Below are 14,380 nucleotides of genomic sequence, written 5' to 3' on the forward strand. Positions count from 1 at the left end.
CCCGGCGGGGTGCCCGTCGTTGGCCTGGCGTGAAAACTGCTGTGAGGCGCGCGCGGCGCGCAGGGGCGACACTGGGCGCCGTACTGACATGGGCAGGACTCGTCGGCGCAACTGCCGGCTGTGACTCGCACGAGGTGCTCGGCAAGCCGCGCGCGCCCGAGGACATGATCCGGGTGACCCCGGACGACGCGAGCAAGAACGTGAAGGGCGACGGGACACTCCAGGTCGAGGTCCCCGAGGGCCGGTTGCAGTCCGTCAAGGTCGTCCGCATCCAGGACGCGCAGGAGGAGGCCGTGCCGGGCCGGCTCGACGCGGACGGCACCCGCTGGCGGCCGACCGGGCGGGACGCCGACGGGCTCGCGCTCGCCGCGCAGTACACGGTCGACGCGGTGGCGGTCGACGACGACGGGCGGCGGATGGCCCGCCACACCACCTTCACCACCTTCGTCCCCGACGAGCGCTTCATCGGCTACGTCACGCCGGAGAACCGGGCCACGGTCGGCACCGGCATGATCGTGAAGCTGGCGTTCAACCGGGAGATCGAGAACCGGGCCGCGGTCGAGCGCGCCGTCCGCGTCACCTCCCGGCCCGCCGTGCCGATCGCCCCGCACTGGTTCGGCAAGGAACGGCTCGACTTCCGCCCGGAGAAGTACTGGAAGCCCGGCACCGAGGTCACCGTCGACCTCAACCTGCGTGACGTGGAGGGCGCTTCGGGCGTCTACGGCCTCCAGCACAAGACGTTCACCTTCACCATCGGGCGCAGTCAGGTCTCCACCGTCGACGCGGCCGCGCACACCATGCGGGTCGTCCGGGACGGCGAGCTGATCGACACCCTGCCGATCACGGCGGGGGCGCCGAGCTCGACCACGTACAACGGAAAGATGGTGGTGACCGAGATGCACGAGGTCACCCGCATGAACAGCCGCACCGTCGGGTTCGGCGGCGAGTACGACATCCCGGACGTGCCGCACGCGATCCGGCTCACCGACTCCGGCACCTTCCTGCACGGCAACTACTGGTCGGGCAGCGCCTTCGGCTCCGCCAACGTCAGCCACGGCTGCGTCGGACTGCGCGACGTCAAGGGCGGCAGCTCGCTCACCCCCGCCGGATGGTTCTTCGACCACACGCTGATCGGGGACGTCGTCGAGGTGCGGGGCAGCACCGACAAGAAAGTGGCTGCCGACAACGGGCTCGGGGGCTGGAACATGGACTGGAGAGAGTGGAAGGCCGGGGGCGCCGCGCATTCCTAGCCACTGACGCGCAGGGCCGGTGCCCCGGAAAGTGACGGACGACGGTCCGAAAGGGGGGTGGGGCACCGGCGGTTGGGACTAAACGGTGACATAGTTCGGGGCTCCGTTTTCCCAGGTCGTGTGGTTATCTTTCGCAGTGCGCGCGCGGACGCGCAGGGGTGCAGGCCCTGGACCCGGGCCTGGCGAGGGGAGAAACATCTTGAACGGGCGACGGCCGATATCGGCGGCTCTGCTGGGCGCGGCACTGCTGCTGGTCACCGCTTGCGGTGGCGGGGGCGGTTCGGACACGGGGAACGACGGCAAGGGAAAATCCGGCAAGGCGGGTGAGGACACCAAGGCGTCGGCCGCCGTGGTGACCGTGGCACCCAAGGACGGCTCGAAGAGCGTTGCGACCAGCGGGGCGCTCAAAGTCACGGCCGACAAGGGCAAGTTGACGTCGGTCGAGGTCGCGGACAGCAAGGGCAACAAGGTCGACGGCAAGATCACGGAGGCCGGCACGTCCTGGGCCCCCGACCACCATCTGGCCGCCTCCACCACGTACAAGGTGCACGCGGTGGCCAAGGACAAGGACGGCCGCGAGTCGGCCAAGGACACCAGCTTCACCACGCTCACGCCGAAGAACACCTTCATCGGCACCTTCACTCCGGAGGACGGCTCGAAGGTCGGCGTGGGCATGCCGTTCTCGATCCGCTTCACGCGGGGCATCACGCACCCCGAGGACGTGGAGAAGGGCATCTCGATCACGACGGAACCCGCCGTCGACGTCGAGGGCCACTGGTTCGGCAACGACCGCCTGGACTTCCGCCCCGAGCAGTACTGGGCGGCCGGCACCAAGGTCACCGTCAAGCTCGACCTCGACGGGGTCGAGGGCCGCGACGGCGTCTACGGCAAGCAGGTCCGCACGGTGAAGTTCACCATCGGGCGCAGCCAGGTCTCCACGGTCGACGTGAAGACGAAGACGATGACCGTGAAGCGCGACGGCAAGACCATCAAGAGGATCCCGGTGACCACCGGCAAGCCCGGCTACGACACCTGGAACGGCCAGATGGTCATCAGCGAGCGCCTCAAGGTGACCCGCATGAACGGCGAGACGGTCGGCTACGGCGGCGAGTACGACATCAAGGACGTCCCGCACGCCCAGCGCCTGACCACGTCCGGCACCTTCATCCACGGCAACTACTGGGGCGGCGACGCCTTCGGCAACTACAACGCCAGCCACGGGTGCATCGGGCTGCGCGACGTGCGGGGCGGGTACGACGGCAAGGTCGCGGCCGCCTGGTTCTTCGACCAGTCGATCACCGGTGACGTCGTGGTCGTGAAGCACTCCAAGGACAAGACGGTCTCCCCGGACAACGGCCTGAACGGCTGGAACATGTCCTGGGCCGACTGGAAGAAGTAGGCAGCGTCCCCGCGCCCCGCCAGGGGCGCGGGGAACTGCGCGACCCGCCACGACGGCGGGACGCCCACGTGACGAACCGCACCGGTCCCTTCGGGGTGAACGCCCGCTAACCTGCGGAGCATGACCGCAACCCTCGAAATCGCCGACGGCGTGGGCACCATCAGCCTGGCCCGCCCCCCGATGAACGCCCTGGACATCGCCACCCAGGACCGCATCAAGGAACTCGCTGAAGAAGCCACGGCCCGGGACGACATCCGGGCCGTGGTCGTGCGCGGCAGCGAGAAGGTCTTCGCCGCCGGCGCCGACATCAAGGAGATGCAGGCCATGGACCACGCGGCCATGGTCGTACGGTCCCGCGCCCTCCAGGACTCCTTCACGGCGGTGGCCCGCATCCCCAAGCCCGTGGTCGCCGCGATCACCGGCTACGCCCTGGGCGGCGGCTGCGAGCTGGCCCTGTGCGCCGACTACCGGATCGCCGGGGAGAACGCCAAGCTGGGCCAGCCCGAGATCCTGCTCGGCCTGATCCCGGGCGCCGGCGGCACCCAGCGCCTGGCGCGCCTGATCGGCCCGTCGAAGGCCAAGGACCTGATCTTCACGGGCCGCCATGTGAAGGCCGACGAGGCGCTGCGGATCGGTCTGGTCGACCAGGTCGTCCCGGCGGACGAGGTGTTCACCGCCGCCCACGCCTGGGCCGCGAAGCTGGCGCAGGGCCCGGCGATCGCGCTGCGCGCCGCGAAGGAGTCCGTCGACGCGGGTCTGGAGACGGATCTGGAGACCGGCCTCGCCCTCGAACGGAACTGGTTCGCGGGCCTGTTCGCCACCGCCGACCGGGAGACCGGAATGCGCAGCTTTGTGGAGGAAGGTCCGGGCAAGGCGAAGTTCGCCTGAGGGCCCCGCGGACGGTGCGTCAACTCCCTTGCGGGCAAGCAGAGTTGATCACGTCCCCCGTTGGAGCGCATTAGCGCGGCCTTAAGGGAACCTTAAGCGATCCGCGCCGGTGGCGATCATTGACCGCTCTCGTACGGTGAATCATCGCAGGTCAGACGGGCTGTAACCGCCCTCTATCTGCCACTGGCACATGCCAGAAGAGCCCCCCGGAATGAGGCGTTCCGGGGGGCTTATTCAGCCGGAACGGTCCCACGGGCCCCGCTGGGCAGCCATCATGGTGGGCATGGCGGGGCTTGAGGGTGTCGAACAGCCGCGGAGGCACGGCGGTGCGACCGCGGCGCGCTGGTCTCCCGCGGTGGAGGACGAGCACGCGCTGCGGGCGCTGGAGTTGTTCGGAAATCCGACCGAGGCGGAGGTGCCGCTGCCGTCGCGTCCTGAATCGGCGGCGACCGCGCGGCGGCTCGCGCAGGTCGTCATCCTGCGGCACTGGGGTCTCTCCCCGAAGATGACCGAGGACGCGGTCCTGCTCGTCTCCGAACTCGTCGGCAACGCGGTGCGGCACACCGGGGCCCGCGTCTTCGGCCTGCGCATGCTGCGCCGCCGGGGCTGGATCAGGGTCGAGGTCCGCGATCCCTCCCGCGGGCTGCCCTGCCTCATGCCGGTCCATGAACTCGACGTGTCCGGGCGCGGACTCTTCCTCGTCGACAAGATCTCCGACCGCTGGGGCGTGGATCTGCTGCCGCGCGGCAAGACGACCTGGTTCGAGATGCGGGTCGCCGACCGCTGAGCGGCCGGTGAGCGCACGAAAGCCCCCGTTCTCGCCGTGGTACGGCGCCGCGGGGGCTTTCGTGTGGTGCGCCGCGGACATGGGGGGTGGGTTCCGCGGCGGCTGTGGACGACCTTGCCCGGGTCAATGGGGGCCTTGGCACCGATCATGGCAGATGGGACCAGGAAGGGCCAAATGAATCATTGGTGACAAGGGTCATCAGCCTCGCAAATGAAGGAAATGTACAAGCAGTGTTCAGCAATCATTAAGGCCCTCGGGTCGGTAGGAGGCTTTCGTCCCCGATCGCCCTTAAATAAGGCGGGTGACTCAGGCAGAACCGATCCGACGCCGCTCGGCCCTGCGCGCGGGAGCCGGACTCACCGCCGCTCTCGCCGCCGGCTGCGCCCCCGCCGAGCAGACCGACACCGCCACCAGCGCCCCGGCCCCCAAGGCCCACCGCACCGCGACCGCGACCCGCGCCGCGCCCGGCCCCCGCCGCTTCCCCGGGCAGCCGGCCCAGATCGCCCACGGCCCGCGCACCGGCGACCGGGTCGCCCTCACCTTCCACGGGCAGGGGGACCCGGCCGTCGCCCACGCGCTCCTGAAGCAGGTGGAGCGGGCCCGCGCCCACATCACCGTGCTCGCCGTCGGCACCTGGCTCGACAAACACCCCGAGCTGGCCCGCCGCATCCTCGACGGCGGCCACGACCTCGGCAACCACACCATGCACCACATCGGCATCAGCGAACTGCCCGAGGCCGAGGCCCGCGCCGAGATCACCGGCTGCGCGGACCGCATCCGCCGGCTGACCGGCTCCATCGGCACCTGGTTCCGGCCCTCCCGCACCCGGACCGCCACCCCGCTCGTCGCCCGCCTCGCCCACGGCGCCGGCTACCCGCACGTCCTCTCGTACGACGTCGACTCGCTCGACTACACCTCGCCGGGCCGGGAGGCCGTCGTCCGGAACGTCGTCTCGGCCGTCCGGCCGGGCTCGATCGTCAGCCTCCACTTCGGCTACGCGGACACGGTCGAAGCCCTGCCGTCCCTCCTCGACCACCTCGACCGGCGCGGCCTGTCCGCGGTGACCTGTACGGAGCTGCTCTCGTGAACCCCACCCGCCGTACCGGCCTCCTGCTGACCGCGGCCGTCCTCGCCGCGCTGACCGGCTGCGGCACCGAGTCCTCCGCCGGGCACACCGCCCAGGAGGCGATCAAACCGGTCAAGCCGGCCGCGCCGCAGCGGCCGGCGGTCCACGGGCTGCCCGGCATGCCGCCCGTCCTCGACACCAAGGACATCTATGCCGCCGACCGCCCCAACAAGCTGTCGCCGGTGGTCAAGGACTTCCCCTCCCGGGTCTACGTGCCCAACACCGAGTCCGACACGGTCACCGTCATCGACCCCAGGACGTTCAAGGTGACCGAGACGATCAAGGTCGGCCGCCAGCCCCAGCACGTCGTCCCTTCCTGGGACATGAAGACGCTCTGGGTCAACAACGACAAGGGCAACACCCTCACCCCCATCGACCCGAGAACCGGCAAGGCGGGCGCCCCGGTCGACGTCCACGACCCGTACAACCTCTACTTCACCCCTGACGGCAAGCACGCCGTCGTCATGGCCTCGCTCGACCGCGAACTGGTCTTCCGCGACCCGCACACCATGAAGATCCAGCACACCGAGCCGGTCTCCTGCTACGGCGTCAACCACGCCGACTTCTCACCCGACGGCCGCTACTTCATCGTGAGCTGCGAGTTCAGCGGCGAGCTGCTGAAGGTCGACACCGCCCGGATGAAGGTGGTCGCGCACCAGAAGCTGCCCTTCGCCGGCGCGATGCCGCAGGACGTCAAGATCTCCCCGGACGGCAAGCGGTTCTACATCGCCGACATGATGGCCAACGGCATGTGGGTGCTCGACGGCGACGCCTTCACCACCCCGAAGCTGCTGCCCACCGGTAAGGGCACCCACGGCCTCTACGTCAGCCGCGACTCCAGGGAGATGTACGTCTCCAACCGAGGCGAGGGCACGATCTCCGTCTTCGACTTCGCCGCGAACCGGCTCACCAAGAAGTGGCGGCTCCCGCAGGGCGGCAGCCCCGACATGGGCGGGGTCTCGGCGGACGGCAACACGCTCTGGCTGTCGGGCCGCTACGACTCCGAGGTCTACGCCATCGACACCCGCACCGGCGTCCAGGTGGCCCGCATCCCGGTCGGCAACGGCCCCCACGGCCTCGCCGTCTACCCGCAGCCGGGCCGCTACTCGCTGGGCCACACCGGAATCTTCCGGTAGGAAGCGCCCCGCCCGGGGCGCGGGGGACCGCGCGACCAGCCACGTACGAGCCCCCGCGCCCCACTTGAGTCTCCACCCGCTGGAGGGCCCAGACTCCCTGCCATGACCGACGAACGACCCCGGTTGCTCACGATCGGACAGCTGGCCCGCCGCACCGGCCTCACCGTGCGCACCATCCGCTACTGGTCCGACGAGGACGTGCTGCACCCCGTCGCCCGCAGCGAGGGCGGCTACCGGCTCTACGACGCCGAGTCCGTGGCCCGCCTGGAGCTGATCCGCACCCTGCGCGAACTGGGCCTCGGCCTGGACGACGTACGGAAGGTGCTCGCGGGGGAGCGGGACATCGCCTCGGTGGCCGCCGCGCACGTGGCGGCGCTCGACGCGCAGATCCGCGCGCTCCGGCTGAACCGGGCGGTCCTGTCGACGGTCGCACAGCGCAACTCGACCGCAGAGGAGATGGCCCTCATGAACAAGCTGGCGCGGCTCTCCGCCGCCGAACGCAAGCACATCATCGACGACTTCATGGAGCAGACGTTCGGCGGCCTCGACGCCGCCGACCCCGACATCCGCACCCGGCTGCGCGTCATGGTCCCCGATCTGCCCGACGACCCGTCGAGCCGCCAGGTCGACGCCTGGGTGGAACTGGCCGAACTGATGGGGGACCAGCAGTTCCGGGCCCATATGCGCAAGATGTTCGAGTTCAACGCGGCGGACCGCGGGCCCGACGTGGCACCCGGCAGCTCCCTGTGGTTCATGAGCCGGCTCGTGCAGCTCGCCGGGGAGGCCGGGGAGCGGGGCGTCGAGCCCGGATCCGACGAGGCGGGCGAGGTGCTGCGGGGCCTGCTCGGCGACGCCGACCCGGCCGAGGTGCTCGAACGCCTGGAGGCCGCGGCCAACGAGGACGTCGCCCGGTTCCGCGACCTGGTGTCCCTCGTGCGGGGCCTCGACCCGCTGCCGGACCACCGTGAGGAGTTCGCCTGGGTACTCGCCGCACTGCGCACACGACTCGCCAGCTAATCTGACCCCCGTCAACACAGCAGTAAGCAAAACGAGGGGTGGTCCCGGTGGCGAGCATCGAGGAAGCACGCAAGGCGTTCGACCGGTTCGACGCGGACGGTGACGGCTTCATCACGGCGGCCGAGTACAAGAGCGCCATGGCGCAGATGGGCGACTTCAACGTCACCGAGTCGGTGGCCGAGGTCCTCATCGCCCGGCAGGACACCAACGGCGACAAGGTGCTCTCCTTCGACGAGTTCTGGGCCAACCTGAACAAGGCCTGAGTCCTGAGAGACCAACCGCGTCCGCCGGGACTGGACCGCACGGGTCCCGCCCCGGCGGACGCGTCCCTGCTCACCCTGCTCGGACTCGGGCCCGAGGAGGACGCCGTCTACCGGCTCCTCGTCGACCGGCCGGACAGCGAACCCGGCGACCTGGTCGGCCCGTTGACCCCGTACGAGGTGACCCGCGCGCTCGGCGTCCTGGTCGAGCGGGGCCTCGTCAGCGCCCGGCTCGGCGCCGAGGGGACGGCCCCGCGCTATCGCTCCGCCTCCCCGATCCTCGCCCTCGGCCCGCTCCTCGAAGCCCGCCGCGGCGCCCTCCACCAGGTCGAGCACCTGGTCACCGAGTTGTCCGAACGGCACCGCGCCGCACAGGTCCGGGCCTCCGGCGCCCCCGTCGAAGTGCTCTCCGGAGCCGCCGCGATCCGGCGCAGGCTGCTCGCCATGGGCCGGGAGGCGCAGAGCGAGGTCTGCTCCCTGATGCCCACGCGCAGGGCGCCCGTGGCGCTCTCCGTCGAGGAGGGCATCGAGGAGGTCGAGCACGAGTCCATGCGGCGGGGCGTCCTGCTGCGCTCGGTCGTCGAACGCGGCTGGTTCGACCACCCCGACACCGCCGCCTCCATCGCCCAGGTGGTGGCGCAGGGACAGAGCGTCGCCGTCGCCGAACGAGTGCCGATCAAACTGGTCATCGCGGACCGGCGCACCGCCCTGCTGCCGCTCGACCCCGAGCGCGACGAGACCGAGCCGATCGCGCTCGTCGTCCACCGCAGCGGCCTGCTCACCGCGCTCCAGTCCCTCTTCGACCAGTGCTACGCGCAGGCCACCCCGCTCCAGGTCGGCCTGGGGGAGGCGCCCCGCGCCGACGACCCCCTCGACGGGCTCGACCGGAACATCCTCACCCTGCTGCACGTCGGCCTCACCGACGCCGCCATCGCCCGCCAGCTCGGCCTCGGGCACCGCACCGTGCAGCGGCGGCTGCGGTCCCTGATGACCCGGGCGGCCGCGGCGACCCGCTTCCAGCTCGGCTGGCACGCGGCGCGGGCCGGCTGGCTGGAACCCGACGACCCCGGCTGAGGCGCGTTTACGCCACGGCCACTTCACGCCACCGATGATCCCTTGTAGCGGACACCTCAGGTGGCGAACCATCAACGCACCGATCGCGTGGGGCTCTTGGGCCCCACGTTTCTGTGTGTGATGGGGAGGACGTTGTGGCAAAGAGACCGATACGCCGGGTCGTGGCCGCGGGAGTGGTGGCCGCCGCCACCGGCTCCGCGCTGCTGACCGGACCCGCCTGGGCCGCCGACGGGACGCCCGGCACCGGAGCGGCCACCGGCACCCCGGTCCCGGTGGCGCCCGCCATGACCCAGGGCCTCGACACGGCGGCCAGGAGCGGCACCCCCGCCCAGGCCGCCCGCGCCCACATCGCGGACCACGAGGACACCTACAAGGTGCCCGTGTCCGACCTGAAGACGGTCCGCACCACCCAGGACGGCGGCCAGACCACCGTCCGGTTCCGCCAGGAGCACGACGGCGTCCCGGTGTTCGGCGCCGAGTACGCCGTGCAGACCCAGAAGTCCGGCGCGGACCGCAAGGTCACCTCCGCCACCGGCACCCTCTACACGGACCTGACGGTCTCCACGACCCCGAAGGTCGACGAGGCCACCGCCGAGCGCCGACTGACCGTGCTCGACGCCAACCTGCGCGGCGTGGCGGGCGCGAAGACCGCATCCCACGGCCTCACCGTGCTGCCCGACGCCCAGGGCGGGCGCCTCGCCTGGCACTTCACCGTCACCGGCGCCAAGAAGGACGGCAGCCCGGTCCGCCAGGAGACGTACATCGACGCCCGCGTCGGCGGCCTCGCCCTCTCCTACAACAACATCGACGCCGCCGACGCCTCGCCCGCGCGGGCCACCGGCGTCCGCGTCGACGGCACCGAGACGACGCTGGAGGCCGACAAGGCCGCCGACGGCTCGTACACGCTGGTCGACTCGACCCGCGCCATGTACCCGGCGACCGGCGGTCAGATCCGTACCTACGACGCCCAGCGCAAGAGCTACCTCGACGTCGCGGGCGGCCCGGTCACCGACGACGTACCGCTGGTGACGTCGGCGACCGACCGCTTCGACGGCGCGAACACCTCGTCCGGCGCCGTCGACGCGCACCTCAACGCCGCCAAGGTCTACGAGTTCTACAAGAACGAGATCGGCCGCGACGGCATCGACGGCAAGGGCGGCTCGGTCTACTCCGTCGTCAACGTCTCCAACAAGGGCAAGGACTACGCCAACGCCTTCTGGGACGGCTCCAAGATGGTCTACGGCCACATGGACGGCGTACCGCTGTCCGTGGGCCTGGACGTCGTCGGCCACGAGATGACCCACGGCGTCACCGAGCACAGCGCGGGCCTCGTCTACCTGAACCAGTCCGGCGCCCTCAACGAGGCGATATCCGACTACTTCGGCAACGCCATGGAGACCGCCGACAAGGGCGTCGCCATGGACGACCCGAACTCCGGGCTCATCGGCGAGTACCTGTGCAACGGCACCAAGCCGCTCGACGAGTGCGCGCTGCGCGACCTGAACGACGGCCGCAACGCGCAGAAGGACTACGAGCCGATCCCGCTCGACATCGACAACGGCGGAGTCCACTACAACTCCACCATCGTCGGCGGAGCCCTGTGGGACATGCGCAAGGCGATCGACACCGAGCTCGCCGACCAGATCGTCTACCGCGCCGCGCAGAACTACCTCACCCCGCTGTCCGGCTTCACCGAGATGCGCACCGCGGTGACGCTCGCCGCCAAGTCCCTGAAGGTCTCCAAGAACGACCGGGCCAGGATCGACGCCGCCTTCGACGCCCACGGCATCGAGAACGGCTGGGAGCAGAAGGGCGGCACCCACGACGGCACCACCATCGGCGCCGACGTCCTGCCCGCCTACGAGGTGTACAGCGGCATCGACCAGCAGGCCGCCCAGATCAGCGGCGACGTCTACGCCATCGGGCACGGCGACGCGATCGCCTGGGACCAGGGCTCGGCCGCGTTCGGCATCACCGTGGGCCGCTTCAGCAAGCAGCACGGCAAGTCCGACCACGAACTCGCCCAGCGCGACGCCTACTTGATCGACCCCTCGCTCGACAAGAAGCGGATCGTCTTCACCCGCGTCACCGCCGACGGCATCGGCATCTACGGCGCGGGCGACAAGGGCCAGGGCGCGATCAAGAAGATCGTCGACACCCCCGGCGCCGACGAGACCGAGCCGGTCACCGAGAACGGCGCCCTCGCCTACGTCTCCACCACCGCCGACGGCGAGCAGGACGTCATGCTGCGCAAGGCCGACGGCACGACGGTCAACGTGACGCCGGAGACCGGCACCAAGGCCTACCGCCTCGCGATGAAGGACGGCACCATCGCCTGGGCCGGCGCCGACGGCACGTGGCTGTTCACGTACGACATCGCCACCGGCACGACCCGGAGCAAGCGGATCACCGGCTTCCTCACCGATGTGATCGCCGACGTCCAGCTCACGAAGGACCACGTCTTCTACCGTTCCGACGGCGGATTCCTGATCCCGAGCTCGTCCTTCGGGGCGGCGCCGCTCGACGACGTGGCGAAGCTGAAGAGCCTCACCTACCCGGGCATGACCTTCCTCGGCCAGTTCACGGTCACCGACGACTACTTCGCGTACTCCACGTTCGACATCTGGGGTGCCCTCGGCGGCTGGGGCGAGCCCGGCAAGGTGCAGGTGGCCAGGACCGCGGAGCTGTTCTCCGGCGGCAAGCCGCAGTGGCAGCGCGTCTCCTGCTCCTCCGGCGCCCAGCTGGCCCCGTCCCTCGGTGACGGCCGGCGCGTCGCATGGCTGGACACCACGTCCGCCGCGACGGACGTGGTGACCCGCGAGACCTTCGCCGGTACCTGCGAGAACTAGCTCAACTCGGCTTCACAGCGGCCCGGTTCACCGCGGACAGCACCGCCCCCACGGAGGCGGCGAGCACCGAGGTGTGCCGGGCCGCGCCCCATGCGCGCACCCGTCCCACCCGGCAGCACGCGTACGCCACGGCCTCGGAGCCGGAGCCCCCGCCGAGCCCGTGCTCGGCGAAGGACTCGATGTCGACGTCCACACCGGCGGCGCGCAGCGCGTCACCGAAGGCGGCCAGCGGACCGTTGCCCTTGCCCTCCAGCTCCCGTCGCTCGCCGTCCACCTCGACGACGCACGAGAAGCGGTGCACCTCGGCCCCCTCCTGCCGGGCGGCCCAGTCGACGAGGGCCACCGGCCCCGCGGCGTCCAGATAGGCGTCCCGGAACAGCGCGTACAGCTCGTCCGGGCCCGCCTCGCGCCCGCTCGCGTCGGTCGCCTCCTGGACCGCCCGCGCGTACGCGGGCCGCATCTCCCGCGGCAGGTCGATACCGTGGTGCTCGCGCAGCAGGTACGCCATTCCGCCCTTGCCCGACTGGGAGTTGACCCGGATGACGGCCTCGTACGACCGCCCGAGATCGGCCGGGTCGACCGGCAGGTACGGCACCTCCCACGGCCCGTCCGGGTGCGCGGCGCGGTGCGCGAGACCCTTGCTGATCGCGTCCTGGTGGGTGCCGGAGAACGCCGTGTGGACGAGGTCGCCCGCGTACGGGTGGCGGGGGTGCACGGGCAGCCGGTTGCAGTGCTCGACCGTCTCGCGCACCGCGTCGATGTCGGAGAGGTCCAGCTTCGGGTCGACGCCCTGGGTGTACAGGTTCAGGGCCAGGGTCACCAGATCGACGTTGCCGGTGCGCTCGCCGTTGCCGAACAGGCAGCCCTCGACGCGCTGCGCGCCCGCGAGGAGCGCCAGTTCGGCGCAGGCGACCCCGGTGCCGCGGTCGTTGTGCGGATGCACGGAGAGGATCACGGAGTCGCGCCGGTCCAGGTGCCGGTGCATGTACTCGATCTGATCCGCGTAGACGTCCGGCGTCGCGATCTCGACCGTCGTCGGCAGATTGTGCGTGACCGGCCGGTCGGGGCTCGCGTCCCACAGCTCGGTCAGCCCGTTGCAGAGCTCAAGCGCGAAGTCGGGCTCGGTCAGGTTGAACGTCTCCGGCGCGAACTGGAAACGGATGTGCGCGTCCCCGCGGGCGTCCGCGAGCCGGGCCATGTGCGTGGCCGCCTCCCTGACCGTCGCCAGGAGCTCCGCGCGCGTCCTGCCCAGCACCACGTCCCGCCAGACCGGCGACGTCGCGATGTACAGGTGGACGACCGCGCGCGGCAGGCCCTCGACGGCGGCGAAGGTGCGCTCGATCAGCTCCGGCCTGGCGGGCGTGAAGACGACCGGGGTCACGTCGTCCGGCACGAGGTCGCTCGTCACGAGCCGGCGGACGAAGTCGAAGTCCGTCCGGCTGGCGGACGGATAGCCCACCTCGATCTCCTTGAACCCCGTGCGCACCAGCAGGTCGAAGAAGCGCTGCTTGCGCGCGCCGTCCATCGGCTCGGCCAGCGCCTGATTGCCGTCGCGCAGATCGACGGGCACCCAGAGCGGGGCCTCGGTGATCCGCCGCCCCGGCCAGCCGCGCTCCCGTACCGGCACGTCGACGCGCTCGTGGTGGGGGCGGTAGCGGTGGAACGGCATGGGGGAGGGGGTCTGCGGATTCCAGCGGTACATCGGTGGTGGTGTCCTTCGCGGTCGACGGGTGACGACCGGCAGCACGGCACCCCGCGGCGGGGTGCCGGTCGCGTCAGGCCCCGCCGCGGCCGCCGAGAAGAAGGAGTCCACGGGTCATGGCGGGTAGACTAGCCACACCTCAGCTCCTCAGACAAGTACTCCTCAGACAAGTTGGTGTCTCCCGTGTCGTCCGTGGGTCCGCTCCGCCCCAGCCCCCTCGTCGAACAGGCCGCCGAGCGGCTGCGCGCGCAGATCGCCGACGACACCTGGCCCGTCGGCACCCGGCTGCCCGGCGAGACCACCCTCGCCAAGGACCTCGGGGTCGGCCGCTCCACGGTCCGCGAGGCGCTGCGCGCGCTCGCCGGGGCCGGGATGGTGCGGCCGCGGCAGGGCGCCGGGGTCTTCGTGACGGCGACCCGCCCGGTGGAGGACTTCCCTGCACGGCTGCGCAGGGCGGCCGTCGCCGACCTGTACGAGGTGCGCACGCTCCTGGAGGTCCAGGCGGCCCGGCTCGCGGCCGGGCGGCGCACCGACGACGACATCGCCGCGATGCGGGCGGCCCTCGACGCGCGGCGGGCGGCCGCCGACGGCCCCGGCGACGCCTTCATCGACGCCGACATCGCGCTGCACGCCACGGTCGTGGCCGCCGCCCACAACCCCGTACTGACCGACCTGTTCGCCGAGTTCGCACCGGCCCTGCGGCAGGGGCTGATCGACCTGCTCGCCCTCGTCGACGTCCCGCGGGCCGAGCGCGACCACGGCGACGCGGCGCACGCCGACCTGGTGGCGGCGGTCGTGGCGGGCGACGCGGAGACGGCGGGCCGGGTGGCGCGGGCCGAGCTGGAGGCCGTCCAGGTGAAGCTGGGCTCCTGAGGAATAGCCGGTCCGCTCC

12 protein-coding genes are annotated in these 14,380 nt (G+C 71.1%); 11 read left to right on the forward strand and 1 reads right to left on the reverse strand.

Annotated elements, in window-relative coordinates:
- Positions 1 to 29: 29 nt before the first annotated feature.
- From ABII15_RS26760 to ABII15_RS26805, 10 genes are all read left to right on the forward strand, one after another.
- The gene (locus ABII15_RS26760; RefSeq protein ID WP_353944827.1) at positions 30 to 1,250 is read left to right on the forward strand and encodes an Ig-like domain-containing protein; all 1,221 of its coding nucleotides are present in this window, start codon (positions 30 to 32) and stop codon (positions 1,248 to 1,250) included.
- Between the two features lie 199 nt (positions 1,251 to 1,449).
- A complete protein-coding gene (locus ABII15_RS26765; RefSeq protein ID WP_353944828.1) occupies positions 1,450 to 2,649 on the forward strand; it encodes an Ig-like domain-containing protein in 1,200 nt (399 codons plus the stop codon).
- Positions 2,650 to 2,769: 120 nt separating this feature from the next.
- Complete coding sequence (locus ABII15_RS26770) at positions 2,770 to 3,537, forward strand: enoyl-CoA hydratase-related protein (protein ID WP_353944829.1); 768 nt, start codon at positions 2,770 to 2,772, stop codon at positions 3,535 to 3,537.
- 283 nt (positions 3,538 to 3,820) lie between these two features.
- A complete protein-coding gene (locus tag ABII15_RS26775; RefSeq protein WP_353944830.1) occupies positions 3,821 to 4,324 on the forward strand; it encodes an ATP-binding protein in 504 nt (167 codons plus the stop codon).
- Between the two features lie 292 nt (positions 4,325 to 4,616).
- Positions 4,617 to 5,411 carry a polysaccharide deacetylase family protein gene (locus ABII15_RS26780; protein WP_353947211.1) on the forward strand — a complete coding sequence of 265 codons (795 nt, stop codon included), beginning with the start codon at positions 4,617 to 4,619 and terminating at the stop codon, positions 5,409 to 5,411.
- Positions 5,408 to 6,586, forward strand: a complete 1,179-nt coding sequence (locus ABII15_RS26785; protein WP_353944831.1) for a PQQ-binding-like beta-propeller repeat protein — start codon at positions 5,408 to 5,410, stop codon at positions 6,584 to 6,586. Before ABII15_RS26780 ends, ABII15_RS26785 begins: the two co-directional genes overlap by 4 nt.
- Positions 6,587 to 6,688: 102 nt before the next feature.
- Complete coding sequence (locus ABII15_RS26790) at positions 6,689 to 7,603, forward strand: MerR family transcriptional regulator (RefSeq protein ID WP_353944832.1); 915 nt, start codon at positions 6,689 to 6,691, stop codon at positions 7,601 to 7,603.
- Positions 7,604 to 7,650: 47 nt separating this feature from the next.
- On the forward strand, positions 7,651 to 7,866 hold the full coding sequence (locus ABII15_RS26795) for an EF-hand domain-containing protein (protein WP_353944833.1): 216 nt from the start codon (positions 7,651 to 7,653) through the stop codon (positions 7,864 to 7,866).
- A 162-nt stretch (positions 7,867 to 8,028) separates the two neighbouring features.
- A complete protein-coding gene (locus tag ABII15_RS26800) occupies positions 8,029 to 8,937 on the forward strand; it encodes a helix-turn-helix transcriptional regulator (protein ID WP_353944834.1) in 909 nt (302 codons plus the stop codon).
- Between the two features lie 134 nt (positions 8,938 to 9,071).
- The gene (locus ABII15_RS26805; RefSeq protein WP_353944835.1) at positions 9,072 to 11,786 is read left to right on the forward strand and encodes a M4 family metallopeptidase; all 2,715 of its coding nucleotides are present in this window, start codon (positions 9,072 to 9,074) and stop codon (positions 11,784 to 11,786) included.
- A gap of 1 nt (position 11,787) precedes the next feature.
- On the opposite strand, the gene leuA is transcribed toward ABII15_RS26805, so the two are convergent.
- The gene (leuA, locus tag ABII15_RS26810) at positions 11,788 to 13,488 is read right to left on the reverse strand and encodes a 2-isopropylmalate synthase (protein ID WP_353944836.1); all 1,701 of its coding nucleotides are present in this window, start codon (positions 13,486 to 13,488) and stop codon (positions 11,788 to 11,790) included.
- Positions 13,489 to 13,671: 183 nt separating this feature from the next.
- On the opposite strand from leuA, the gene ABII15_RS26815 reads away from it, so the two are divergent.
- Positions 13,672 to 14,361, forward strand: coding sequence for an FCD domain-containing protein (locus tag ABII15_RS26815; protein ID WP_353944837.1), 690 nt, complete (start codon positions 13,672 to 13,674; stop codon positions 14,359 to 14,361).
- The last annotated feature ends 19 nt before the right edge of the window (positions 14,362 to 14,380 follow it).

This window comes from Streptomyces sp. HUAS MG91 (assembly GCF_040529335.1).
Lineage (GTDB): Bacteria > Actinomycetota > Actinomycetes > Streptomycetales > Streptomycetaceae > Streptomyces > Streptomyces tabacisoli.

What these genes read in the sequence shown, in the direction of transcription:
- ABII15_RS26790 (WP_353944832.1), top strand. Translation starts at nt 6,689, where the DNA reads ATGACCGACGAACGACCCCGGTTGCTCACGATCGGACAGCTGGCCCGC.
- leuA (WP_353944836.1), bottom strand. Translation starts at nt 13,488, where the DNA reads ATGTACCGCTGGAATCCGCAGACCCCCTCCCCCATGCCGTTCCACCGC.
- ABII15_RS26770 (WP_353944829.1), top strand. Translation starts at nt 2,770, where the DNA reads ATGACCGCAACCCTCGAAATCGCCGACGGCGTGGGCACCATCAGCCTG.
- ABII15_RS26775 (WP_353944830.1), top strand. Translation starts at nt 3,821, where the DNA reads ATGGCGGGGCTTGAGGGTGTCGAACAGCCGCGGAGGCACGGCGGTGCG.